General features: G+C 65.5%; 20 protein-coding genes and 2 tRNA genes. 11 read left to right on the top strand and 11 right to left on the bottom strand.

Annotated features, from left to right (window positions below):
* Positions 1-35: 35 nt before the first annotated feature.
* The 5 genes from ACF3ND_RS04620 to bioD all read left to right on the top strand — a co-directional run bounded on the left by ACF3ND_RS04620 (position 36) and on the right by bioD (position 5877).
* Positions 36-1157, top strand: coding sequence for a TRAP transporter substrate-binding protein (locus tag ACF3ND_RS04620; RefSeq protein WP_394064697.1), 1122 nt, complete (start codon positions 36-38; stop codon positions 1155-1157).
* A 392-nt stretch (positions 1158-1549) separates the two neighbouring features.
* The gene (locus tag ACF3ND_RS04615; protein WP_394064695.1) at positions 1550-2677 is read left to right on the top strand and encodes a cytochrome P450; all 1128 of its coding nucleotides are present in this window, start codon (positions 1550-1552) and stop codon (positions 2675-2677) included.
* Positions 2674-3936, top strand: coding sequence for an aminotransferase class I/II-fold pyridoxal phosphate-dependent enzyme (locus ACF3ND_RS04610; RefSeq protein ID WP_394064693.1), 1263 nt, complete (start codon positions 2674-2676; stop codon positions 3934-3936). Before ACF3ND_RS04615 ends, ACF3ND_RS04610 begins: the two co-directional genes overlap by 4 nt.
* Complete coding sequence (bioA, locus tag ACF3ND_RS04605; protein WP_394064691.1) at positions 3854-5194, top strand: adenosylmethionine--8-amino-7-oxononanoate transaminase; 1341 nt, start codon at positions 3854-3856, stop codon at positions 5192-5194. Before ACF3ND_RS04610 ends, bioA begins: the two co-directional genes overlap by 83 nt.
* Positions 5191-5877, top strand: coding sequence for a dethiobiotin synthase (bioD, locus tag ACF3ND_RS04600; RefSeq protein ID WP_394064689.1), 687 nt, complete (start codon positions 5191-5193; stop codon positions 5875-5877). Before bioA ends, bioD begins: the two co-directional genes overlap by 4 nt.
* A 21-nt stretch (positions 5878-5898) precedes the next feature.
* Here the strand turns inward: bioD and ACF3ND_RS04595 are convergent, their stop codons facing one another.
* Positions 5899-6285, bottom strand: a complete 387-nt coding sequence (locus ACF3ND_RS04595) for a FecR/PupR family sigma factor regulator (protein WP_394064687.1) — start codon at positions 6283-6285, stop codon at positions 5899-5901.
* Positions 6278-6496, bottom strand: a complete 219-nt coding sequence (locus ACF3ND_RS04590) for a sigma factor-like helix-turn-helix DNA-binding protein (RefSeq protein WP_394064685.1) — start codon at positions 6494-6496, stop codon at positions 6278-6280. Before ACF3ND_RS04590 ends, ACF3ND_RS04595 begins: the two co-directional genes overlap by 8 nt.
* Positions 6497-6541: 45 nt before the next feature.
* Between ACF3ND_RS04590 and ACF3ND_RS04585 the strand changes: the two genes are divergently transcribed.
* A complete protein-coding gene (locus ACF3ND_RS04585) occupies positions 6542-6841 on the top strand; it encodes a hypothetical protein (RefSeq protein WP_394064683.1) in 300 nt (99 codons plus the stop codon).
* A gap of 631 nt (positions 6842-7472) precedes the next feature.
* Here the strand turns inward: ACF3ND_RS04585 and bamC are convergent.
* The 4 genes from bamC to ACF3ND_RS04565 form a co-directional block, all read right to left on the bottom strand.
* Positions 7473-8606, bottom strand: coding sequence for an outer membrane protein assembly factor BamC (gene bamC / locus ACF3ND_RS04580; protein ID WP_394064681.1), 1134 nt, complete (start codon positions 8604-8606; stop codon positions 7473-7475).
* Positions 8603-9508 carry a 4-hydroxy-tetrahydrodipicolinate synthase gene (gene dapA, locus ACF3ND_RS04575; protein ID WP_394064679.1) on the bottom strand — a complete coding sequence of 302 codons (906 nt, stop codon included), beginning with the start codon at positions 9506-9508 and terminating at the stop codon, positions 8603-8605. The genes bamC and dapA overlap by 4 nt, the downstream gene beginning before the upstream one ends.
* 78 nt (positions 9509-9586) lie before the next feature.
* Positions 9587-10237 (bottom strand): site-2 protease family protein, encoded by a 651-nt coding sequence (locus ACF3ND_RS04570; protein ID WP_394064678.1) that lies wholly within the window; start codon positions 10235-10237, stop codon positions 9587-9589.
* 164 nt (positions 10238-10401) lie between these two features.
* Positions 10402-11028: an L-threonylcarbamoyladenylate synthase gene (locus ACF3ND_RS04565; RefSeq protein ID WP_394064676.1), complete on the bottom strand. Its 627-nt coding sequence runs from the start codon at positions 11026-11028 to the stop codon at positions 10402-10404.
* A gap of 188 nt (positions 11029-11216) precedes the next feature.
* Between ACF3ND_RS04565 and ACF3ND_RS04560 the strand changes: the two genes are divergently transcribed.
* From ACF3ND_RS04560 to ACF3ND_RS04550, 3 genes are all read left to right on the top strand, one after another.
* Positions 11217-11292, top strand: a tRNA-His gene (locus ACF3ND_RS04560).
* Positions 11293-11564: 272 nt separating this feature from the next.
* Positions 11565-11822: a hypothetical protein gene (locus tag ACF3ND_RS04555; RefSeq protein WP_394064674.1), complete on the top strand. Its 258-nt coding sequence runs from the start codon at positions 11565-11567 to the stop codon at positions 11820-11822.
* Positions 11807-13276 (top strand): phospholipase D-like domain-containing protein, encoded by a 1470-nt coding sequence (locus ACF3ND_RS04550; RefSeq protein ID WP_394064672.1) that lies wholly within the window; start codon positions 11807-11809, stop codon positions 13274-13276. Before ACF3ND_RS04555 ends, ACF3ND_RS04550 begins: the two co-directional genes overlap by 16 nt.
* An 18-nt stretch (positions 13277-13294) precedes the next feature.
* On the opposite strand, the gene ACF3ND_RS04545 is transcribed toward ACF3ND_RS04550, so the two are convergent.
* A complete protein-coding gene (locus ACF3ND_RS04545) occupies positions 13295-14089 on the bottom strand; it encodes an enoyl-CoA hydratase/isomerase family protein (RefSeq protein ID WP_394064670.1) in 795 nt (264 codons plus the stop codon).
* 272 nt (positions 14090-14361) lie between these two features.
* Between ACF3ND_RS04545 and paaX the strand changes: the two genes are divergently transcribed.
* Positions 14362-15306, top strand: a complete 945-nt coding sequence (paaX, locus tag ACF3ND_RS04540) for a phenylacetic acid degradation operon negative regulatory protein PaaX (protein ID WP_394064668.1) — start codon at positions 14362-14364, stop codon at positions 15304-15306.
* Positions 15307-15551: 245 nt separating this feature from the next.
* On the opposite strand, the gene ACF3ND_RS04535 is transcribed toward paaX, so the two are convergent.
* From ACF3ND_RS04535 to ACF3ND_RS04525, 3 genes are all read right to left on the bottom strand, one after another.
* Entirely contained in the window at positions 15552-17270 is a 1719-nt protein-coding gene (locus tag ACF3ND_RS04535; RefSeq protein ID WP_394064666.1) for a cation acetate symporter, read from the bottom strand.
* Positions 17267-17575, bottom strand: a complete 309-nt coding sequence (locus tag ACF3ND_RS04530) for a DUF485 domain-containing protein (RefSeq protein ID WP_394064664.1) — start codon at positions 17573-17575, stop codon at positions 17267-17269. The genes ACF3ND_RS04535 and ACF3ND_RS04530 overlap by 4 nt, the downstream gene beginning before the upstream one ends.
* A 193-nt stretch (positions 17576-17768) precedes the next feature.
* Positions 17769-17845 (bottom strand) — tRNA-Arg (locus ACF3ND_RS04525).
* Between the two features lie 257 nt (positions 17846-18102).
* Here ACF3ND_RS04525 and ACF3ND_RS04520 point away from each other — a divergent pair.
* Positions 18103-19407: a phospholipase A gene (locus tag ACF3ND_RS04520; protein ID WP_394064662.1), complete on the top strand. Its 1305-nt coding sequence runs from the start codon at positions 18103-18105 to the stop codon at positions 19405-19407.
* A 6-nt stretch (positions 19408-19413) separates the two neighbouring features.
* Here the strand turns inward: ACF3ND_RS04520 and ACF3ND_RS04515 are convergent, their stop codons facing one another.
* The gene (locus tag ACF3ND_RS04515; protein ID WP_394064660.1) at positions 19414-20367 is read right to left on the bottom strand and encodes a LysR family transcriptional regulator; all 954 of its coding nucleotides are present in this window, start codon (positions 20365-20367) and stop codon (positions 19414-19416) included.
* Positions 20368-20416: the final 49 nt, after the last annotated feature.

Raw genomic sequence — 20416 nt, 5'->3', positions numbered from 1 at the left:
GAAGTCATCCCTACCCATAACGACAGGAGACAAACATGACCCACATCGTTCCCGCTCGACGCCTGCTGCTCAAGACCGGCGTCACCGCCGGCCTGGCCGGCATTCTGACCGGCCGCCAGGCGCCCGCCTTCGCCAAAGGCAAGGTACGCTGGCGCATGGGCATGGCCTGGACCAAGACCGCTCCCGGCTACACCACGCCCGTGATCGCGCTGGCCAACTTCGTGAACACGGCCAGCCAGGGCGAATTCCAGATCGACTATTTCGGCGCCGGCGAAGTCGTGCCCGCGATGCAGACTTTCGATGCCGTGCTGGACGGCACCCTGGACTGCGGCCACGGCTACCCCAGCTACTGGGCCGGAAAGTCCATCGCCATGAACCTGGCCATGAGCATGCCCTTCGGCACCACTGCCCAGGAAAAGAACGCCTGGCTGCAGTTCGGCGGCGGCCAGGAACTGCTGGACAAACTCTACGGCCGCTTCGGCGCCAAGTTCCTGCCGCTGGGCAACTGCGGCACCCAGCCCATGGGCTGGTTCCGCAATGAAATCCGCTCGCTGGACGACCTCAAGGGGCTGAAATTCCGCGTCACCGGACTGGCCGGCCAGATCCTGGCCGAATGCGGCGTGGCCGTGGTCGGCATGCCCACCGGCGAATTGCTGCAGGCCATGCAGTCGGGCGCGGTGGACGCCTGCGAGCTGACCGGACCCTATGTGGACAGCTCCCTGGGCATCCAGCGCGTGGCCAAGAACTACTATTTCCCGGGCTGGCATGAACCTGAAGGCTTGTTCGACCTGATCATCAACCTGGAGGCGTGGGAACAGCTCCGCCCCGAACACCAGGAGATGCTCAAGGTGGGCGCCTATTACGCCAACAGCGTGATGCTCAACGAGATGACCGCCAGGAACGGCGCGGCCTTCGAAGAGCTGCGCGACAAGCACGGCGTGCAGGCCCGCCTGCTGCCCGCCGACGTGCTGCAGCGCCTGCATGACATCTCCCGGGACGTACTGGGCAAGACCTACGGCGCCGATCCCCAGGCTCGCGAGATCCGCGACAGCCTGCAAGCCTTCCTGGGCAAGGTCGCTCCCTACTCGGAATACTCCGAGCTGCTGTACATGCAGAACCGCGCCCGGCTGGCGGGGCGCAATGCGCTGCTGGCCTGACCTTCCGCCCGCCCAGCGCCCTCTCCCGGTCCGGCACAGCATGAACGGCGCCGAACCGGGAGCCGGGCAAATCACTGAAACCAGGCCGCAAGGATCGCCGTCCCCTCTCGAAATGTGAGCGGGCAAGGCGCCCTGGGCGATCCGATACCCGGCATGGATTTGTAAAAACCGGATACTCAAACCAAGGCTATTTCAGGCTTTTTTCATCTACTTCTGGCTACGTCGTTCTAAATAAGCACAAACAATTAATGGATACAGCTTGCCGGCTGTTGTTTCGGCGACCGCATGCTAGCCTGCGCTGGCTTTGGTTTCCCAGGAGGCTTGCCGTGTTCGGCGCGGAGTTTGTTGCTGATCCTTATGCGTTCTACGCCCGTTTGCGCCAGGGGCCGCCCTTGATCTGGAGTCATGATTTCTGCGGCGGAGCCTGGCTGCTCCATCGGCACGCCGACGTGCAGCAGGCGCTGCGTGACCCGGACCTGAGCGCGCGCCGCATCGGCGGCTGGGTGGCCAGGTCCGCTCTGCCGCCCTCTCCACGCCTGCAGGCTTTCAAAGGTCTGATGGCCAGGACGCTGGTCTTTCTGGACCGTCCGCGCCACACCCGGGTCCGGCGCGTGTTGAACGCCGCCTTCGCCCCCGACGCCTTGCGCACCCTGGAACCCGTCATCCGGGCCCGCTGCCGGGAAGCGGCGCAGCATCTGCAGAACAATCTGCGCGCTGGATGCGCCGACCTGATGCGCGACGTCTGCCGGCCCCTGCCGGCCCTGGTGATGATGGACCTGCTCGGCCTGCGTGAATTGCCGGTCGCGCTGTTCCAGGACTGGGCGATGCGGCTGGCGCGCTTCATCGGCCAGCCCACCCCCGATGCCGTGCTGTTGCGCGACACGCAGGAGGCGCTGCTGGACATGGCGGACTGCCTGCAATCGCCCCGCCATATCGCCCAAGACGGCCTGGCCTGGCGTCTGCTCCATGACGACAGCCTCTCCCTGCTAGGCCGGCAGGAGCGCCTTGCCCAATGCTGCATGCTGCTGTTCGCCGGCTACGAGACATCCCGGCACCTGCTCGGCAATATGCTGCTCACCCTGATCGAACAGGACGCGCTGCGCCAGGACCTGATCCGCCGCCCCGAGCGCATACCCGCAGCCGTCAGGGAATTCCTGCGCCATGACAGCCCGGTCCAGTACACGGCCCGACGACTCGGACAGGATTGCCGCTGGCACGGACAGGCCCTGCGCAAAGGGCAACTGCTGGTCCTGCTGCTGGGCGCCGCCAACCGCGACCCATCGGTCTTTCCCGATCCGCAGCGGCTGGATTTCGACCGTCCGGACCAGGCCGAATTGTCGCTGGGACACGGCATACACCGTTGCCTGGGCGCCGGCCTGGTGCAAATGGAAGCCAGGCTGGCGCTGCACGCCCTGCTGCCGCTGCTGCCCACGCTGATTGCAGGCCGGGGCCGCCGGCTCGGCCTGCCTGCCTACCGGGGCTGGGAATCCCTGCCCGTACGACAGGCCATGGCGGCATGAGCGCGCTGCAAGCGCGCCTGCGGCTCGGCCTGGCCGCCCTGCAGGACCGGGACCTGCTGCGCCGCCGCGCGCTCTGCCGCCCTTTGCCCCACGGGCGGCTGGAGCGCAACGGCCGGACGCTGCTGAGCTTCGCCGGCAATGACTACCTGGGCTTGAGCCTGCACCCCGACCTGGCGCCCGCCCTGGCGAACGCCGCCGCCGGCGCGACCGCTTCGCCCCTGGTCTGCGGCCATCACCCCGAAGCCCAGGCGCTGGAACAGGAGCTGGCCGCCTGGAGCGGTTTTCAGGCCGCGCGCCTGTTCGTCAGCGGCTACCAGGCCAGCCTGGGCGTGATCCCGGCCCTGGCCGGGCCGGGCGACACGATTTACTGCGACCGCCTGAACCACGCCAGCCTGATCGACGGCAGCCGCCTGTCCGGCGCCCGCCTGCGCGTATATCCGCATCTGGACCTGGAGCGGCTGGACGCGTTGCTCTCACGCCCCCATTCCGGGCTGAAGCTGGTGATCTCGGACAGCGTCTTCAGCATGGACGGCACGCTGGCTCCGGTGGACCGGCTGCTGGCGCTGTGCGAGCGCCATGACGCCGTGCTGTACCTGGACGACGCCCACGGCCTGGGCGTGCTGGGCGACACCGGCCGGGGCGCCCCGGAACATTTCGCGCTGACGGAGACGCAGCGGCGCAGACTGGTCTACCTGGGCACGTTCGGCAAGGCCGCGGGCCTGGGCGGCGCCTTCGTCGCCGGCGATGCAATCCTGGCGGAATGGCTGACCCAGCGCGCCCGCAGCTATGTCTACAGCACAGGGCTGGCGCCCGCGCATTGCGCCGCGCTGCGCGCCTGCCTGCCCCTGATCACGCGCGCCGCGCCGCAGCGCGCCAGACTGCAGAACCATGTCCGGCGGCTGCGCGAACAGTCGCAGGACCTGCCCTGGCCGCTGCCCCCGTCCGACACGCCCGTGCAAAGACTGATGCTGGGCGACGCCCGCACGGCCCTGATCCTGTCCGAATACCTGGCCGGCCAGGGCGTCTGGGTCCCGGCCATCCGCCCGCCCACGGTGCCGCGCGGTCAGGCGCGCCTGCGCATATCCCTGTCGGCCGCCCACGGCGACGACGACATCCTGCGCCTGGCAGACTGTCTGCGCCAGGCGGCCCATCACCTCTCCTGCCTATCGGAACGCCATGAGCAAGATCGAACTCCCTTCCCTGTCGCGCCGCAGCCTGGACGCCGTCTGGCACCCCTGCACGCAGATGCAGCACCATGACCAGGGCGTGCCGCTGCCGGCCATCGCCCGCGCCCAGGGCGCCTGGCTGCATGACCAGGACGGCAAGCCCTACCTGGACGCCATCAGCTCCTGGTGGGTGAACCTCTTCGGCCACAGCCACCCGCATATCGTGCAGGCGGTGGCGGACCAGCTGCATACGCTGGACCACGTCATGCTCTGCGGCCTGACGCACGAACCCGTGGTGCAGTTGTCCGAACAGCTGGCCGCACTGACCGGCAACCAGCTGGGACACGCCTTCTACGGCAGCGACGGCGCCTCCGCCGTGGAAGTCGCCCTGAAGCTCAGCGTCCAGTACTGGCGCAATCAAGGCCAGAGCCGCAAACACCGCTTCGTCGGCATACGGCAGGGCTACCACGGCGAAACCCTGGGCGCGCTGGCCGTGACGGATGTGCCGCTCTTTCGGGAACACTATGGCGAACAGCTGGCGACGGCTTATACCGCGGCCAGTCCGGACCTGCGCCAGACGCCGCACCCGGACGGGCATGAAGCCGTCACCCAGGCCGCGCTGGACTCCCTGGCAGACGTACTGGCCAGCCACGCCGACATCGCCGCCGTCATCCTGGAGCCCCTGGTGCAGTGCGCCGGCGGCATGGCCATGCATGCGCCCGCCTATCTGAGCGGCGTGCGCGCGCTGTGCGATCGCCACCAGGTTCACCTGATCCTGGACGAGATCGCCGTGGGCTGCGGGCGCACCGGCACCTTCTTCGCCTGCGAGCAGGCCGGCATCTGGCCGGACCTGCTGTGCCTGTCCAAGGGCATCACGGGCGGCACGCTGCCCTTGTCCGTGGTGCTGTCCAGCCATGCGCTCTACCAGGGCTTCTACCATGCCGACCTGCGCCGTGGCTTCCTGCACTCGCACTCCTATTCCGGCAACCCATTGGCCTGCCGGGCCGCCCTGGCCACGCTGGAGCTGTTCCGTCGTCTGCCCGTCTTTGAATTGCAGGCCGCCCTGGGCGCCAGGCTGGACCAGGGCCTGCAGGATCTGGCCGCCCGCCACCCCGGCATGCGCCATCTGCGCCGCTGCGGAATGATCTGGGCTTTCGAGCTGGACGCCGGCCCGGCGCGCTGCGACCACCTGGGCTTTGCCCGCCGTTTCTACCGGTCTGCCATGCAGCAGGGCCTGCTGCTGCGCCCCATCGCCGACACCGTCTATGTGATGCCGGGCTACCTGTGGCAGCAAGCCGAGACCGATCACCTGCTGTCGGGACTGCACGCGCTGCTGAAGGAGTACGCATGAACGCCTGCTTCGTGACAGGCACGGACACCGAGATCGGCAAGACCCTGGTCAGCGCCGCCCTGCTTCGCCTGCTGGCCGGCCAGGGCGCACGCAGCCTGGGCATGAAGCCCATCGCTTCCGGCGCCGAATGGATAGCGGGACGCCTGCACAATGAAGACGTGCAGGCCCTGGCCCGGCACTCCAGCGTGCGGGGCGACCCCGACCTGCTCACGCCCTACCTGTTCCAGCAGGCGGCGGCGCCGCACATTCTGGCGGCCCGGGACGGCGTGACCCTGGACCCGCGGCGTATCCAGGCGAATTTCCAGGCGCTGCGCGAGCAGGCCGACTACATGGTGGTGGAAGGCGTGGGCGGCTTCATGGTGCCGCTGGGCGCGGGCCGGACCGGCGCCGACCTGGCGCAAGCCCTGAATCTTCCGGTGATCCTGATAGTGGGCTTGCGCCTGGGCGCGCTCAACCACGCCCTGCTCAGCGCCCGGGCCATACGCGCCGCCGGCCTGCGCCTGCTGGGCTGGGTTGGCAACCAGATCGATGCGGACCTGCTGCACGCGCAAGCCAATTTGCAAAGCCTGCGCGACTATCTGCCCGGCCCCTGCCTGGGCGTCATACCGCGCCTGAACGCGCCGGACCTGGACGAGCGCATCCGCCAGGCAGCCGGACATCTGAGCCATCCCTGGGCGGGCTGAACGCGGGACGCCGCATCCTCGCTAGCCCAGGTAGCGCCCCAATCCCCCCAGAATGAACAGCCCCGCCAGCAGGCACAGGGCCCCGCCCAGCGCCAGGCGCCGGGCAGGATGCGCCAGCCAGAAGTCGGCGCAGACATCCTGCACGCGTCGCAGCCATCCGCAAGGCGCCGCATTTTTGCCGGCAGGCTGCGGACGCAGGGCAAGCCGTTGTTCGGCGCTGATGCCCTCCAGGGCTTCCCACTCCCGGCGCCAGCGCGCGTAGGCGGCTTCATGATCGGGGTCGATATGCAGCCAGGCCCGGAAAGCTGATTCGCTGCGGGCGTCGGCGTCATTGTTCAGTTTCAGCAGCCATTCCAGCGCTTGTGCGTCGATGCGCCTGACGCGCTCGTCGTCATGCTGCTCAGCCACGGCGCATGGGACTCTGATGGCCCGCACCGGGCCGGGGCTGCGCCCATTGGCTCTGGCGGCACGCCAGCATGGCCATGCGTACATGCTCCCGCACCATGCGCCGCGATGTATTCATGCGCAGGGCGATCTGCGCATGGGAGAGCCCTTCGAATCGATGCAGCACGAAGGCCTCGCGCCGGCGGCGCGGCAAGGAGCGGATCACGGCCAGCATGCGGACGGAAGCATCCTGCCCCGCGCCGGCCGCCGCAGCTTCGCCATGAGCCAGGCGCGTGCAGAAATTCAACAATCCACGGTAGTAGCGTTCCAGCATGAGAACACCTCGCACAACGATCAAACGATAATAGTTCTTATTATCTTTTCATCGTTACTGAAAGTCCAGTTGTCGCGGGCGAAAAAAGGTTCTTCGAAGAATTCCGGGGACTGGGTTGCCAAGTCGATGCCGAACTGGTTTTTTGAAGACGCCGTTCAAGGCGCAGGAAGATCGGACGGCGCTGACGGCTTGCCGGCGCGCCGCGCCGGTGCCCTGGTCGGGGCGCTTGGCCGGGCGCGTCGTTAACTCCGGCGGGTTGCTCGCCTCCCAGGCGAGCAACAAGCGCCGCCGTCGAACAGAACGACGCTTGCACCCCGCCTGCGGCAAGTCATCCGACCCGCCCCGTCCGATCTTCCTGCGCCTTGAACGGCTCAAAATGCCGATGGCATCGACCCGGCCCTAAATATCCATACCAAGCAGAAAACTCAGCGGATGGTTGATACGTTGTGCGGCTTTTGCGCGGACGTCTCGCCGTTTGGGCCAAAACAGCGGCGCCGTTCTCGCGAGGCAGGCCGGGGCGGGCCGGCGGGCGAGTCAGGGCCTTCGCCGCAGGCGGGGTGCTGGGGCGGGAGGCAAGGGGCGTGCTGCTCGAGCAGGGCGCTGGTGATTCGTCCAGTGGACGAATCACCCTGCGAGTTCACGCCCCGCCCGCCCCAGCATCCTGACCAGGGAACCCGCGCGCAGCGCGGGCGAAGGACCCAGCCAAGCCGGCCCGCCCCGGCCTGCTTCGCGAGAACCCCAGGTTCTTTCTGCTTGGCCCAAACAGCTCGCCAAACACGGAGGAATCCCCGGAATTCTTCGAAGAACTCAAAAAAAAAAACCCTGGCTACGGGAGCCAGGGTTCTGCCGTCCGGCCTTGGCGGCCGGCGTACATGCTTCAATTGCCGGGGCGCATATTGCTCGAGAGCACGTTGATGATGCGCTTGGCCGTGGGCGTGGTCTGCTCCTGGCCGTTCTGGTCCAGCACGGTCACGCGCGTGGCGTTGCCCTGGCCCGTCAGCTTGATGCGCAGCGGCACGGCTTCGGCGGTATTGCGGCTGCCGAAGATGCGGCCGATGATGTTCTGCTGCTCGATCTTCTCGCCGGTATCGGAGTCCAGATAGCGGATGAAGAACTCGCCGGCGGAACGGTCCCGATCCTCGACGGAGAAGCCGGCCGAATCGATGGCCACCCCGACCCGGCGCCATGCCCGGTCGAAGGACTCGTTCAGCAACAGCTCGGCCTGGCCGGCGGCGTCCAGCGTCTGCACCTGAGCGGCCGACGGATCCTTGGAAGCGTTGGCGACCTGCTCGCGGGCGGAATCGATGTCCGACCCCAGGAACACCATCATGCGGGCCAGCATGGCGGCGTTCAGGCCCGGATCTTCCTTGGCGTAAACCCATTTGAAGGCGGAACCGTCGGCGGTGGGCGTCTCTTCCATGTGCTGGTGCGAGACGTAGACTTCGGTCTTGTTGCCCACGCGCTCGATGCGAGTGCGGAAGCGATCCCGTTCGCCGCTGTCGAACACCTGGTCGATGATGGAGCCCAGGGCGCTGCGGATCCAGCTTTCGGGGATCTTGGCGCGGTTCTCGGCCCAGTCGGTCTGGATCAGGCCGGCGCGCGGATCCTGGGACTGGATGGTGAAGCCCTGCTCGCCCCAGAAATCCACGATGCGAGGGAAGATCTGGTCCACGGGACGGTCGATGACCAGCCAGCGCAGATCGCCGTCGCGCATGACCTGGATGCCCGCGGCCTGCGGCAGGACCTGGTCGGCGCCGCCGGTGGCCTGCTGGGCGCTGCGGCCCTGCGCGTACTGGGAATAGGAGGTGACGCCTTCCGGGGCGCGGTAGTGGGCATCGCGATTGGCCTGGGTCAGATCCGGAGGAATGCTCAGGGGATCGCCCGCCACGGTGCTCTTGTAGTCAATGGACTCCTCCTTGCCCAGGATCTGGTCCACGGAGGAACACCCCGACAGGACCAACAGGCTCAAGGACAAGCCGATCAGGCTCTTACTAGCTGGCTTAACTATCATGAAATCAGATCCGCAACTTTCAAGGATTGGCGCAATAAATCATGGTACTGCTGGCTCAACGGCGTCAATGGTAAACGATAACCGAGCTGAGTAAGGCCCATTTCTGCAACCGCCCATTTCACGGGAATGGGATTGGCCTCGACGAACAAGTTCTTGTTCAGCTCGGCCAGCTGGGCATTGAGACGGCGCACGGTGGGCACGTCCATGTCCAGCGCGGCGCGGCACAGCTGGCTCATCAGGCGCGGCGCCACGTTGGCGGTGACCGAAATATTGCCGCGCGCGCCCAGCAGGATGTAGGAGGCGGCGGTCGGGTCGTCCCCGCTGATGACCAGGAAGTCCTCGGGCGCGTCGCGCAGCAGCAGGCCGCCGCGCGCCAGGTCGCCGGTGGCGTCCTTGATGCCGATGATGTTGGGAATCTGGGCCAGGCGCAGCACGGTGGCGTTGCTCAGGTCGGCCACGGTGCGGCCGGGCACGTTGTACAGCAGCTGGGGCAGTTCCACCGCCTCGGCGATGCTGCGGAAATGCTGGTACAGGCCTTCCTGGGTGGGACGATTGTAGTAAGGCACGACGGACAGGCCGGCGTCCGCGCCCACTTCCAGCGCATGGCGGGACAGTTCGATGGCTTCGCGGGTGGAGTTGCCGCCCACGCCGGCCACGACCGGAATGCGGCCGGCGGCGTGCTCGACGGCCACCTTGATCAGTTCGGCATGCTCATCCACGGACACGGTGGGCGATTCGCCCGAGGTGCCCACGACCACCAGCACATTGGTTCCTTCCTGGATGTGCCAGTCGATCAGTTTTCGGTAGGCGGCAAAATCCAGACCCCCATCGGGATCCATGGGTGTGACAAGGGCAACCATACTGCCCTGAAGGTTGGAAATAGCAGAGTCCGAACTTGCCATGATGAGAAGAATCTCCGGATTTAAGGCGCAACAGCCGAAAAAATATTGACCTACAAGTTTAACGGATAAGCGGTCAAATCATAAGAACCATTTCAACACGCCCTCGCCCAGCGCGATCAAGGGGCGCATCAGGGTCCAGAGCACGCCGGTGAACATCAGCACGATCAGGATGATCATCCCGTAGGGCTCGATGCGCGAATATGGATAGGCGAGTCGATCGGGCAACAGGCTGAAGACCACCCGCCCGCCGTCCAGGGGCGGCAGAGGCAGGAGATTCAGGGCCATCAGCACCAGATTGACCTGTACGCCGGCGATGGCCATGCCCATCCAGAACGCGCTGTCGCCCTGCCCGATCGCCACCATCAGGTGAGCATAGAACACCCACAGGATGGCCATGAGCAGATTGGAGCCCGGCCCGGCCAGGGCCACCCACAGCATGTCGCGCTTGGGGTTGCGCAGGCGTCCCCAGTCGACCGGCACCGGCTTGGCCCAGCCGAACAGGATGCCGCCCATGCCCATCAGCGAACTGCTCAGCAGCAGCACCAGGGGCACCACGATGGTGCCCACCGGGTCGATGTGGCGCAAGGGATTGAGGCTGATGCGGCCGGCCAGCATGGCGGTGGGATCGCCGAACATGCGCGCCACGTAACCGTGCGCGGCTTCATGCAGGGTGATGCCGAAAATGACCGGCAAGGCGTAGACGGTAATTGTCTGTATGAGTGAATCCATGGCAATCCTGATTCCGGGCAAGCGGCCGGCCCGCCTGGCTAGCTGGGCGGCGGGCTTGCCGCCGGCGGGTCCGGCCGTCTGGATTGGACAGCAAGCGCTGCCCCAGGTTCAGGATTGAAACACGAATGCGCGTCCGGGCGCGAATTTTTTCCTGCCGCCCGCGGTCAGGACAGGCCCAGCAAGGACGGATCGCCCGAGCCGCGGCGCAGCACCTCGGGAGTCGCGCCGGTCAGGTCGATCACGGTGGTGGCCTGCAGGGGGCAGGGGCCGCCGTCGACCACGGCCGCCAGTTGATGGGCATAACGTTCCAGGATCTCCTGGGCGTCGTTCAGGGGTTCGTCCTCGCCCTCTGGGATCAGGGTGGTGGAAATCAGCGGGCTGCCGGCCTGCTCGATCAGCGCCAGGGCCACATTCTGGCCGGGCACGCGTATGCCTATGGTCTTGCGCGACGGGTGCGACACGCGGCGCGGCACTTCCTTGGTGGCTTCCAGGATGAAGGTCCAGGGGCCGGGCGTGGCCATTTTCAAGAGTCGGTATTGAGGATTGTCGACCTTGGCGAACAGGCTGATCTCGGCCAGGTCGCGGCACAGCAGAGTCAGGTGGTGGCGCTCATCCAGACCGCGCAGGCGCCGCAGGCTTTCCGCGGCGGACTTGTCATCCAGGCGCGCCACCACGGCATAGCTGGAGTCGGTGGGAACGGCGACCAGCCCTCCTTTGGCCAGCAGCTCGGCGGCCTGAGCCATGGCGCGTGGCTGGGGATTCTCGGGATGAACGACGAATAACTGAGACATATCGCGCTTCCTTTATTATTGGGAGGATGATTAAACCTGATGCTTGCGCAGCGCGGCAAGATCGCTTGCGTATCCGGAAGGAGAAATGCGAACGCAAGTATTGCACTTTCCAAAAAAGCCATGCTAGAATAGCTTTTTTACATCAAGGCCCGCAGGCCAAGAGTAAAAAAGCGATCAGCAGTACAGTGGTGACCGTAGCTCAGTTGGTAGAGTCCCGGATTGTGATTCCGGTTGTCGTGGGTTCGAGTCCCATCGGTCACCCCACTAAACATGCTGTTTCCCGCATTTTTCTTTCTCCTGCTTTGGTGACAAGAATCGGAAATGGTGCACGCACCTGAAAAGCCCGCCCGCTGAGCGGGTTTTTTTTGCGTCCGTTCATCGTAGCAGAGCCGGGCCGCTCACGCATCTGCATGCCGGACAAACTGTTCCCGCACCGGACCAGCGGCCGCCCCGCCCCTTTCACCGAGTCTTGGAAACTGGCACAAAACGATACTTTCTTATACCCTAGTCTGTCCCCATTTCCTGGAGGCATGCGGATGGAATACGGCTTTCCCTGTTGGGATCAGGCGCCGGCGGGCTGGGACTGGCTGGCCCAGGATGAAGACGGCCAATGGTACTGGTATGGCGTGACGCCCTCGCCCGGCATAGGCGGCGGCGTCTGGCGCGCGCCCTCGCGCCTGCAGAAACCCGCGGGCCAGGGCCGGCCCAATCCGGCGTGGGCGCAGGCCCTGTATCAACGCCCGGCCCTGCCGGACAACGACACGTCCCGCGAGTCCGCATGCAGGAACACCTGATCCATCTGCGCGCCCTGCTCCAGGACTACTGGCCGCATCTGGCTCTGGGCCTGAGCGTAGTGCTCGGCGTCTCGGCGGCCATCCACGCCGCCATGACCAAGAACGACGTGCGCGCCGCCATCAGCTGGGTGGGCGTGATCGTCATGTCGCCGCTGCTCGGCCCTTTCCTGTATCTGATCGCCGGCATCAACCGGGTGCGCCGGCAGAACCTGCTCGAGCACGGCGCTGAGGTCTTTCGCGAGCAGGCCTCCTATCTGTACCCGCCGGTGTCCGACGTCGGCCCGCTGGCCGGTCCGCAGTTCCGCTCCCTGCAGATACTGGGCGACCGGGTCAGCCGCAGCCAGCTTCGCAACGGCAACAATGTGCAGGTGCTGGACGGCGGCGACCAGGCCTATCCCGCCATGCTGCAGGCCATACGGGAAGCCCGCAGCACCATCGCCCTGCAAAGCTATATCTTCGACAGCGACCGACTGGGGCGCGAATTCGTCCAGGCCCTGGCCCAGGCGCATCAGCGCGGCGTCCAGATCCGCGTGCTGGTTGACGCCATAGGCGCCAAGTATTCGCGCGTCCCCGTGGTGCGCCTGCTGCGCCGCGAAGGCATACGCTGCGCGCTGTTCATGACCAATCCGCTGGGATTCATGCGCATGCCCTATGCCAATCTGCGCAGCCACCGCAAGCTGCTGATCGTGGACGGCGCCATCGGCTTCACCGGCGGCATGAACCTGCGCGAGAGCTTCATGGCGCAGTACACGGACGGCCATCCGTCGCGCGACACGCATTTCCGCCTGGAAGGCCCTGTCGTGGTGCAGCTGGCCGCCTCCTTCGCGCACGACTGGCAGTTCACCACCCGCGAAGCGCTGCCGCATTCGCAATGGTGCGCGGACAACTGGCAGGCGCCCAAGCCGCACGTGCCGGCACGCTGCATCTGCACCGGCCCGGACCGGTTCATGGCCAGCACGCATCACATGCTGCTGGGCGCCTTCGCGGTGGCGCAGCGTCACATCCGCATCCAGTCGCCTTATTTCCTGCCCGACCAGATCCTGCTGGGCGCGCTGAACACCGCCGCCCGACGCGGCATTCAAGTGGATATCGTGATTCCGGGACAGAACAATCTGCGCCTGGTGAACTACGCCATGACGGCGCAGCTGGACCAGGTGCTGCGCGCCGGCTGCCGGGTCTGGCGCGCCAGCGGCCCGTTCAACCATTCCAAGCTCATCACCATCGACGGCGCCTGGTCCTACGTGGGCTCGTCAAACCTGGACCCGCGCAGCCTGCGCCTGAACTTCGAGCTGGACGTGGAGATATACAGCCGCGAAACCGCGCGCCACATCCAGAACCTGATCGACAAGGAAATCGAAGACGCGCAGGCCGTCAGCCTGGAATCGCTGGGAGCGATCCCCTTCGGCAAGCGCCTGCGCAACCGCCTGATCTGGCTGGCCAGCCCCTACCTGTAACGATCCGGGCGCGCGGCCTCAGTCCCCCGTGAAGGTCGGCGACTCGCCGGCCAGGAAGGCGCGCACGCCTTCCTGGTGATCCTTGGTCTCGGCGTAGCGGAAGAAATCGTGCATCTCTCCGATGCTCAAGGGCGCGTCGCTCTTGAGCAGGCGGTTGATCATCTGCTTGTTCAATCGCGCCGCCAGCGGGCCGCCATCGCAGATGCGGGCGGCCGCGCGAGCGACTTCCTCGGCCACTTCGCCGTCGTCCACGATGCGGGTCAGCAAGCCTTTTTCCTTGGCTTCGGCCGCGCTGAACACCCGCCCTTCCAGCAGCAGCTCGCGCGTCACGGCCGGCCCGGCCAGGGACAACAGGGTGCGGATTTCCTCAGGAGCCATGGGCAGGCCCAGCTTGTTGGTCGGCGCGCCGAACCGGGCGCTCTGGCCCGCAATGCGCAGGTCGCACTGCACCGCAATCTCCAGACCCTCGCCCACGCATACGCCTTCGATCTGCGCAATGACCGGATGCGGGCAATTGGCGATTTCCTGGAGCGCCGGCGCAAGCACCTTGGTGTGATAGTGCATCACGCTGTCCAGGTCGGTGCGGACATACTGGAATTCGCTGACGTCCGCTCCGGCGGCGAACTGGCGGTCGGCGCCGCGAATGATGACCGCGCGCACGTCCATATCCTGCGAGACGGTCTTCATGTGGGCCTGCAACTGCCCCCACATGGATACGGTCAGCGCATTGAGCTTGCCCGGGTTGGACAAGGTGATGAAGACCTGATCGCCTTCGCGTTCGAGAGTCACTTCTGCGGTATTGAGTTGAGTCATAACCATCGGCTCGTCAGTTTGGTTTCGAGTTGCACCGTCGCCATCAGCGCGCGCAGGGCTCCACCCTAACATGAATGGCTTGGCGATAGAAAATCAGAAAATCCATATAAACCCTCGCCAGTTTCAGGTAGAGAGCGGGCAGGCGCTTTATAATCCAGGCAGAAACAGGCCTGGCAAGGCAGGCGATCCACCCGACTTCAGCCTCCGGGACCTGTTGACGAGCTTCAAGGAGATCGTTAACAAGCCCTGGCCCTTACAAAAACAATAGAACAATGTCCGACCTTCCCTACCGCGACCTGGCCCATTGGGCCGCCCACCATCTGGAATCTCGTCCTCCGCGCGCCAAATCCCTGGTCATGACCTTGTTTGGCGATGTCATCCGTCCGCACGGCGGCAAGCTGTGGCTGGGCAGCCTGATCCAGCTGCTGGCTCCCTTCGGCATCAGCGATCGCCTGGTGCGCACCAGCGTCTACCGTCTGGCCGAGGAAGGCTGGCTCAGCGCGCAGCGCGAAGGCCGGCGCAGCCAGTACACCCTGCGTCCCGAGGCCAGCCGGCGCTTCGAGCATGCCTACCAGCGCATCTACACGCCCACCTACCTGGCCTGGAACGGCAAATGGACGCTGGTGTTCAGCCTGCCGGGCCTGATGATGAATTCCAAGCAGCGCGCCGACCTGCGCAAGGAACTGCTGTGGGAAGGTTTCTGCGCCTTGTCGCCCACGGCCTTCCTGCACCCCAATCCGGACCACACCATACTGGACTACATCCTGCAGGCGGCCCAGGCGAGCGCCCAGGTCTACGTGGCCAAGCTGGAGCCGGCCGAGCTGCCCGAAACCCGCCCGCTGGCGCAATTGATCGAAGAAAGCTGGGACCTGGCCCTGGTGGCCAAAGGCTACGGCGAATTCATCCGGCGCTTTGCGCCCGTGCGCGAGCTGCTGGCTGGCGACCGGCGCTACAGCGACGAGCAGGCTTTCGTCGCGCGCACGCTGCTGATCCACGAGTTCCGCCGCATCCAGCTGCACGACCCGCAACTGCCCATCGAATTGCTGCCGGCCGGCTGGGCGGGCAAACAGGCTTACGAATTGTGCCGGGACATCTACCGCCAGGTCTGCGGCAAGGCCGAACAGTACATCCTGGCCACGCTGCGCGCCGAAGACGAGCACGCCCCCGAAGCGGCCCCCTATTTCTATGAACGCTTCGACGGCTTGCCGCAGGCCTGAAAAGAACACGGCGTCCCGTCTGAGCGCATGAATCCAAAGCCCCCCCGGCCGGGGGGCTTTGCTCATCCAGCAGCAAAAAAACCGGCGCGACTCGTAGTCACGCCGGCGGGAAGCCCCGTCCGCCTGTAAGGCTCGGGGCACACTGCTGAAGGCGCCCTGCGGACGCCTTCCGGAGCACGGTTGAAGAACGATATCGCCCCGCCTGGCCTCGCCGTGAACGGCGAGGCTGTCGCGAAGGCGCGTGGTCAGTGCGAAGAAGCCGCAGCCGCGCCTATGCCGGTTTCGGAGCGCACGGACTGCGCCGCGAAGCCATCGCGGTCGATCTGGGCGCGCGGGCTGTTGTCCAGCACCGAGAACAGCCAGATGGAGACGAAGGCCAGAGGCATGGAGAACAAGGCAGGCGAGGCATAGGGGAACGGCGACGAGCCTGCGGGATTGCCCAGGGTGGCTTCCCAGACCGAGGGCGAGAGCAGGGTCAGGATCAGGGCGGTGAACAGGCCCAGGAATCCGCCTATCGTGGCCCCACGCGTCGTGCAGCCCTTCCACAGAATGGACAGGAACAGCACGGGGAAGTTGGCCGAGGCGGCGATGGCGAAGGCCAGCGACACCATGAAGGCGATGTTCTGCTTCTCGAACAGGATGCCCAGCAGCACGGCGATCACGCCCAGGATCAGGGTAGTGATGCGCGAGACGCGCAGCACTTCTTCGTTGCTGGCGTCGCCCTTCTTGATCAGGGTCGAGTACAGGTCGTGCGATACGGCCGAGGTTCCCGACAGCGTCAAGCCGGCCACCACGGCCAGGATGGTGGCGAAGGCCACGGCCGACATGAAGCCCAGGAAGATGTCGCCGCCCACCGCGTCGGCCAGGTGCACGGCCGCCATGTTGGAGCCGCCGATGAGCTCGCCCGTGGCTTCCAGGAACTTGGGATTGGTGGACACCAGCACGATGGCGCCAAAGCCGATGATGAAGGTCAGGATGTAGAAGTAGCCGATCCAGGTCGTGGCCCAGAACACCGATTTACGCGCTTCCTTGGCATCGGGCACGGTGAAGAAGCGCATCAGGATGTGAGGCAGGCCGGCGGTGCCGAACATCAGGGCCATGCCGAAGGAGATGGCGCTGATCGGATCCTTGATGAAATTGCCCGGCCCCATGATGGCCTGGCCTATGCTCGATGCCTGGGCCGCATCCTTGCCGGCGGCCAGGGCGGACTCGGTCTTGACCTGCACGGCGGCGGCGAACAGCTTTTCAGGCGAGAAGCCGTATTGGGCCAGTACCATGATGGCCATGAAGGAAGCGCCGAACAGCAGCAGGCCGGCCTTGATGATCTGCACCCAGGTCGTGGCCGTCATGCCGCCGAACAGCACGTAGACCATCATCAGCACGCCCACCAGCACCACGGCCACCCAGTACTCCAGGCCGAACAGCAGCTTGATCAACTGGCCCGCGCCCACCATCTGCGCGATCAGGTAGAACAGCACCACCACCAGCGTGCCCGAAGCCGCGAAGGCGCGGATGGGGCCCTGGCGGAAACGGTAGGCGGCCACGTCGGCAAAAGTGAACTTGCCCAGGTTGCGCAGCTTCTCCGCCAGCAGGAAGGTGATGACGGGCCAGCCCACCAGAAAGCCGATGGAGTAGATCAGGCCGTCGTAGCCGTTGATCATGACGGCCGCCGAGATCCCCAGGAAGGAGGCCGCGGACATGTAGTCGCCGGCAATGGCCAGGCCGTTCTGAAAGCCCGTGATGCCGCCGCCGGCCGTATAGAAGTCGGACACGGACTTGGTGCGCGCAGCCGCCCATTTGGTGATCCACAGGGTGGCCAGCACGAAGACGCCGAACATGGCGATGGCCGTCCAGTTGGTGGCCTGCTTCTGCAGCTCGCCCAGATCGCCGCCGGCCGCCATCAGGACGGGGCTGGCCAGCAGCAGCCCCAGCGCCAGCCCGGAACGAAGAAGGGAATGCTTCATTTGCGCACCTCCTCGAGGACTTCGCGGGCCATGGCGTCGAACTTGGTGTTGGCGCGCCACACGTAGATGCCGGTGATGACCACGGCCAGCACGATGACGCCAAAGCCCACGGGGATGCCTACGGTCATGACGCCCTCGCCCAGCCGCCGGGCGAACAGCTCCTTGTCGAACGCAATGATGCCGATGTAGCTGTAATACGCCGCCAGCATGATGATGGTCAGAATCCATCCCAGGCGCAGCCGGGTCTTGACCAGTTTCTGATAACGGGGATTGGCCGTGATCCGGCCTACAAGAGGATCCTGCATGTTTTGTCTCCGTATTGTTCTGACCGCCTGATTGGCCGGCGGATCTTTTGAACCGGACCGGCCCTGGCAGGGCCGGCGACGGTGCTGTGCAGACGCCTTCCGGCGTCTATGCGGTGAACATTAGACGGCGACACTTACACCATGCTTACTGGAAAGCGGGATAAGGGTAACTGCTGAGGGATAGGTGTGACGCTGGCACGGGTGGAGGGATTCGAACCCCCGGCCCCAGGCTTAGAAGGCCTGTGCTCTATCCAACTGAGCTACACCCGCCAGGATGAAGACGCGCAAGGCCGACGGAAGGCTACCGTGGCAAGCCGTGCGGAACATTCGCCCCGGGCGCCCTGCCTGTGCACGCCATGCGAACAAGGCAACCCAAGGTAATCAGGCATTTTAGCGCGAAAACGACTTTTGCATAGCAACCAGACGCAAGCCCGGCGTAAGAACGTAAAAAACCAGGGGCACAAATACCATTCCCGCATTGCAATGGTACAGTCGTGCACGGATAAATGAGAATCATTGGGAAAGCCATGCAGACGACGAAGACCCAACGCAAACACCCGTTTCTCCTTGCCGCCCCGTTCATCGTGCTGGGAGCCGCCCTCGGCACCGCGCAGGCGGGCGTCAATTACCAGCTGCGCCAGGTGCACGCCAGCTCGGGCGAAAGCGTCAACATCGATGCGCTGGTGTTCAACGACACCGGCAGCCTCATGACCTGGACCGCCCCGCGCAACCTGGTATTGCAATGGCGCGACAACGCAGGCAATGTGGTGCGCAGCCTGGCTGAACTGGAGACGCCGAACCGCCAGGCCTCGATTCCAGTCAACAATTTCACCGCCTACAGCTGGCGCGCCGTCGTGCCCAACGGCCTGAAAGGCCTGCAGGCCGTCAACATCGAAGGCGAGCGCGTCATGCTGGCGCTGGACACCAACTCCCAGGGCAACAGCCCCATCACCTCCACGCCGGCCGTGGCCGCGGTGGTCGACGCGGGCGCCAGCGGCAATCCGCGTTCCCCCGACCCAGCGCTGCCGGCAGCCCAGGTAGCCGCCGCAGGCGCCTCCGAACACGGCCCCGCGATCAACAGCGGCCAGGGACTGCGCCCGGCGACGTCCAGCTTCGAGAATTTCCGCAACGCGATCTCCGCGCACGACCCCACCTATTTCGTGGTCGGCAACAAGGACGGCAACAATGCTCGCTTCCAGCTGAGCTTCAAGTATCGCCTGCATTCGCCGTCGGACCCCAACAATCCGCGCTTCTACGACCACTTCTACCTCGGCTACACGCAGACCGCGCTCTGGGACCTGCACTCGGATTCCAAGCCCTTTGTGGACACCACCTACAACCCCAGCCTGTTCTGGCGCAAGGACTCCATCTGGGAGTCCGAACAGAAGAGCGTCTTCGTGGGGCTGGCCACGGGCTACGAACACGCCTCCAACGGGAAGGCGGGCGCCGATTCGCGCTCCATGAACGATTTCTTCATCCAGCCTGAATTCAACTACCGTTTCGATCACGGCGCCACGCTGACTTTCGCGCCGCGCGTCAAGCACTACGTATTCATGGGCGAGAACGACGACTGGGCGGACTACCGCGGCCGTGTGGACTGGCGCCTGCGCTACGCCCAGGACAACGGGCTGGTGCTGTCGGGCCTGTACAACCGCGCCTCGCAGGGACGCGAAACCAAGGAGATCTCGATCGCCTGGCCGCTCAAGCGCACGCCGCTGAACATGAACGGCTACCTGTACGGCCAGTATTTCTCCGGCTACGCCGAAACCATGCTGGGCTACCGCGAACGCAGCCCCGGCCAGTTCCGCATCGGCCTGGCCCTGGTCCCCTAGCGCTCTCTAGAGCAGACCGCCCCCGCGCCGCCCTCCCAGGCTGGCGCGGGCCATGTCCTGCTCGCAGGCCTGGATCAGGAAGCGCTGGAACAGCGCCACCAGGCCGATGGGCTCGCGCCCCCGGGGCCAGAGCAGGCCTACTTCCATGGGCTCGACCGGATCGCTGATGCCGACCGCATGGATGCGCTTGCCTTCCAGCGACCAGGGCCGGTAGACCATGTCCGACAGGATGCTGACCCCGAATCCGTAGGCCACCAGGCCCCGCACCGCCTCCAGCGAACGCGTCTTCATGGCCACCCGCTCCGGAAAGGCGCCCTGCCCCCCATGGCGGGCCGCCGCCGTGTCCGCGTCGTCCACCGTCAGCAGGATATAAGGCTGCTCATTGATCTGCGCCAGTGTCACGCTGGATTCGCGCGCCAGCGCGTGCTGGTCGGACACCCACAGCCGCCGGCGCGAACTGGCCAGGCGATGGTGGCCGTACTGCTCCAGGTGAGCGATATTGGACAGCAGCCCTATGCCCAGGTCGATCTCCTGGCGTTGCAGAGCCTGCTCCATGGCCGGACGCTCCATGTCCACGAGGGCGATGTCGATATTCGGGTAGCTGTGCTTGAAGCGGCTGAGCAGGTCGGGCAGGAAATAGCCCAGAACGGTATAGCCGGCGGCCACGTGGATCTGGCCCCTGATGTTCTGCCGCTTCAGGTCGGCATGATTGAGCGCGTCATTGACGGCATCCAGCACGTGATGGGCATGATGAAAGAAAACCTGCCCCTGGGGCGTAAGCGCCACGCCGTGCGGCAGGCGCTCGAACAAGGGGGCGTTCAGGCGCCGCTCCAGGCTCTGCACCGCATTGCTGATCGCCGACTGGGAAACGTTCTCCGCCTCGGCGGCCGCCGAGAACTGGCCGCTCACGGCGGCGGCGATGAAATATCGGAACTGCCGCAAGGTCACTTCGTGTTTCATGGCCCATCCGTTTTTCAGATATCAGATACACGTAAATTTGATTTTACGA

It is taken from the genome of Alcaligenes sp. WGS1538 (genome assembly GCF_043187505.1).
Lineage (GTDB): Bacteria > Pseudomonadota > Gammaproteobacteria > Burkholderiales > Burkholderiaceae_B > Alcaligenes.
The sequence above is the reverse complement of the archived record's forward strand: the minus strand, read 5'-3'. Positions and strand labels throughout refer to the sequence as shown.

Bases quoted from the DNA above. Each gene is read 5' to 3' on its own strand.
- bioD (WP_394064689.1), top strand. From the start codon at position 5,191: ATGAACGCCTGCTTCGTGACAGGCACGGACACCGAGATCGGCAAGACC.
- bioA (WP_394064691.1), top strand. From the start codon at position 3,854: ATGAGCAAGATCGAACTCCCTTCCCTGTCGCGCCGCAGCCTGGACGCC.
- ACF3ND_RS04610 (WP_394064693.1), top strand. From the start codon at position 2,674: ATGAGCGCGCTGCAAGCGCGCCTGCGGCTCGGCCTGGCCGCCCTGCAG.
- ACF3ND_RS04550 (WP_394064672.1), top strand. From the start codon at position 11,807: ATGCAGGAACACCTGATCCATCTGCGCGCCCTGCTCCAGGACTACTGG.
- ACF3ND_RS04620 (WP_394064697.1), top strand. From the start codon at position 36: ATGACCCACATCGTTCCCGCTCGACGCCTGCTGCTCAAGACCGGCGTC.
- ACF3ND_RS04520 (WP_394064662.1), top strand. From the start codon at position 18,103: ATGCAGACGACGAAGACCCAACGCAAACACCCGTTTCTCCTTGCCGCC.
- ACF3ND_RS04545 (WP_394064670.1), bottom strand. From the start codon at position 14,089: ATGACTCAACTCAATACCGCAGAAGTGACTCTCGAACGCGAAGGCGAT.
- ACF3ND_RS04590 (WP_394064685.1), bottom strand. From the start codon at position 6,496: ATGCTGGCCGTGATCCGCTCCTTGCCGCGCCGCCGGCGCGAGGCCTTC.
- bamC (WP_394064681.1), bottom strand. From the start codon at position 8,606: ATGATAGTTAAGCCAGCTAGTAAGAGCCTGATCGGCTTGTCCTTGAGC.
- dapA (WP_394064679.1), bottom strand. From the start codon at position 9,508: ATGGCAAGTTCGGACTCTGCTATTTCCAACCTTCAGGGCAGTATGGTT.
- ACF3ND_RS04565 (WP_394064676.1), bottom strand. From the start codon at position 11,028: ATGTCTCAGTTATTCGTCGTTCATCCCGAGAATCCCCAGCCACGCGCC.
- ACF3ND_RS04535 (WP_394064666.1), bottom strand. From the start codon at position 17,270: ATGAAGCATTCCCTTCTTCGTTCCGGGCTGGCGCTGGGGCTGCTGCTG.
- ACF3ND_RS04530 (WP_394064664.1), bottom strand. From the start codon at position 17,575: ATGCAGGATCCTCTTGTAGGCCGGATCACGGCCAATCCCCGTTATCAG.
- ACF3ND_RS04515 (WP_394064660.1), bottom strand. From the start codon at position 20,367: ATGAAACACGAAGTGACCTTGCGGCAGTTCCGATATTTCATCGCCGCC.
- ACF3ND_RS04570 (WP_394064678.1), bottom strand. From the start codon at position 10,237: ATGGATTCACTCATACAGACAATTACCGTCTACGCCTTGCCGGTCATT.
- ACF3ND_RS04585 (WP_394064683.1), top strand. From the start codon at position 6,542: ATGAGCCAGGCGCGTGCAGAAATTCAACAATCCACGGTAGTAGCGTTC.
- paaX (WP_394064668.1), top strand. From the start codon at position 14,362: ATGTCCGACCTTCCCTACCGCGACCTGGCCCATTGGGCCGCCCACCAT.
- ACF3ND_RS04555 (WP_394064674.1), top strand. From the start codon at position 11,565: ATGGAATACGGCTTTCCCTGTTGGGATCAGGCGCCGGCGGGCTGGGAC.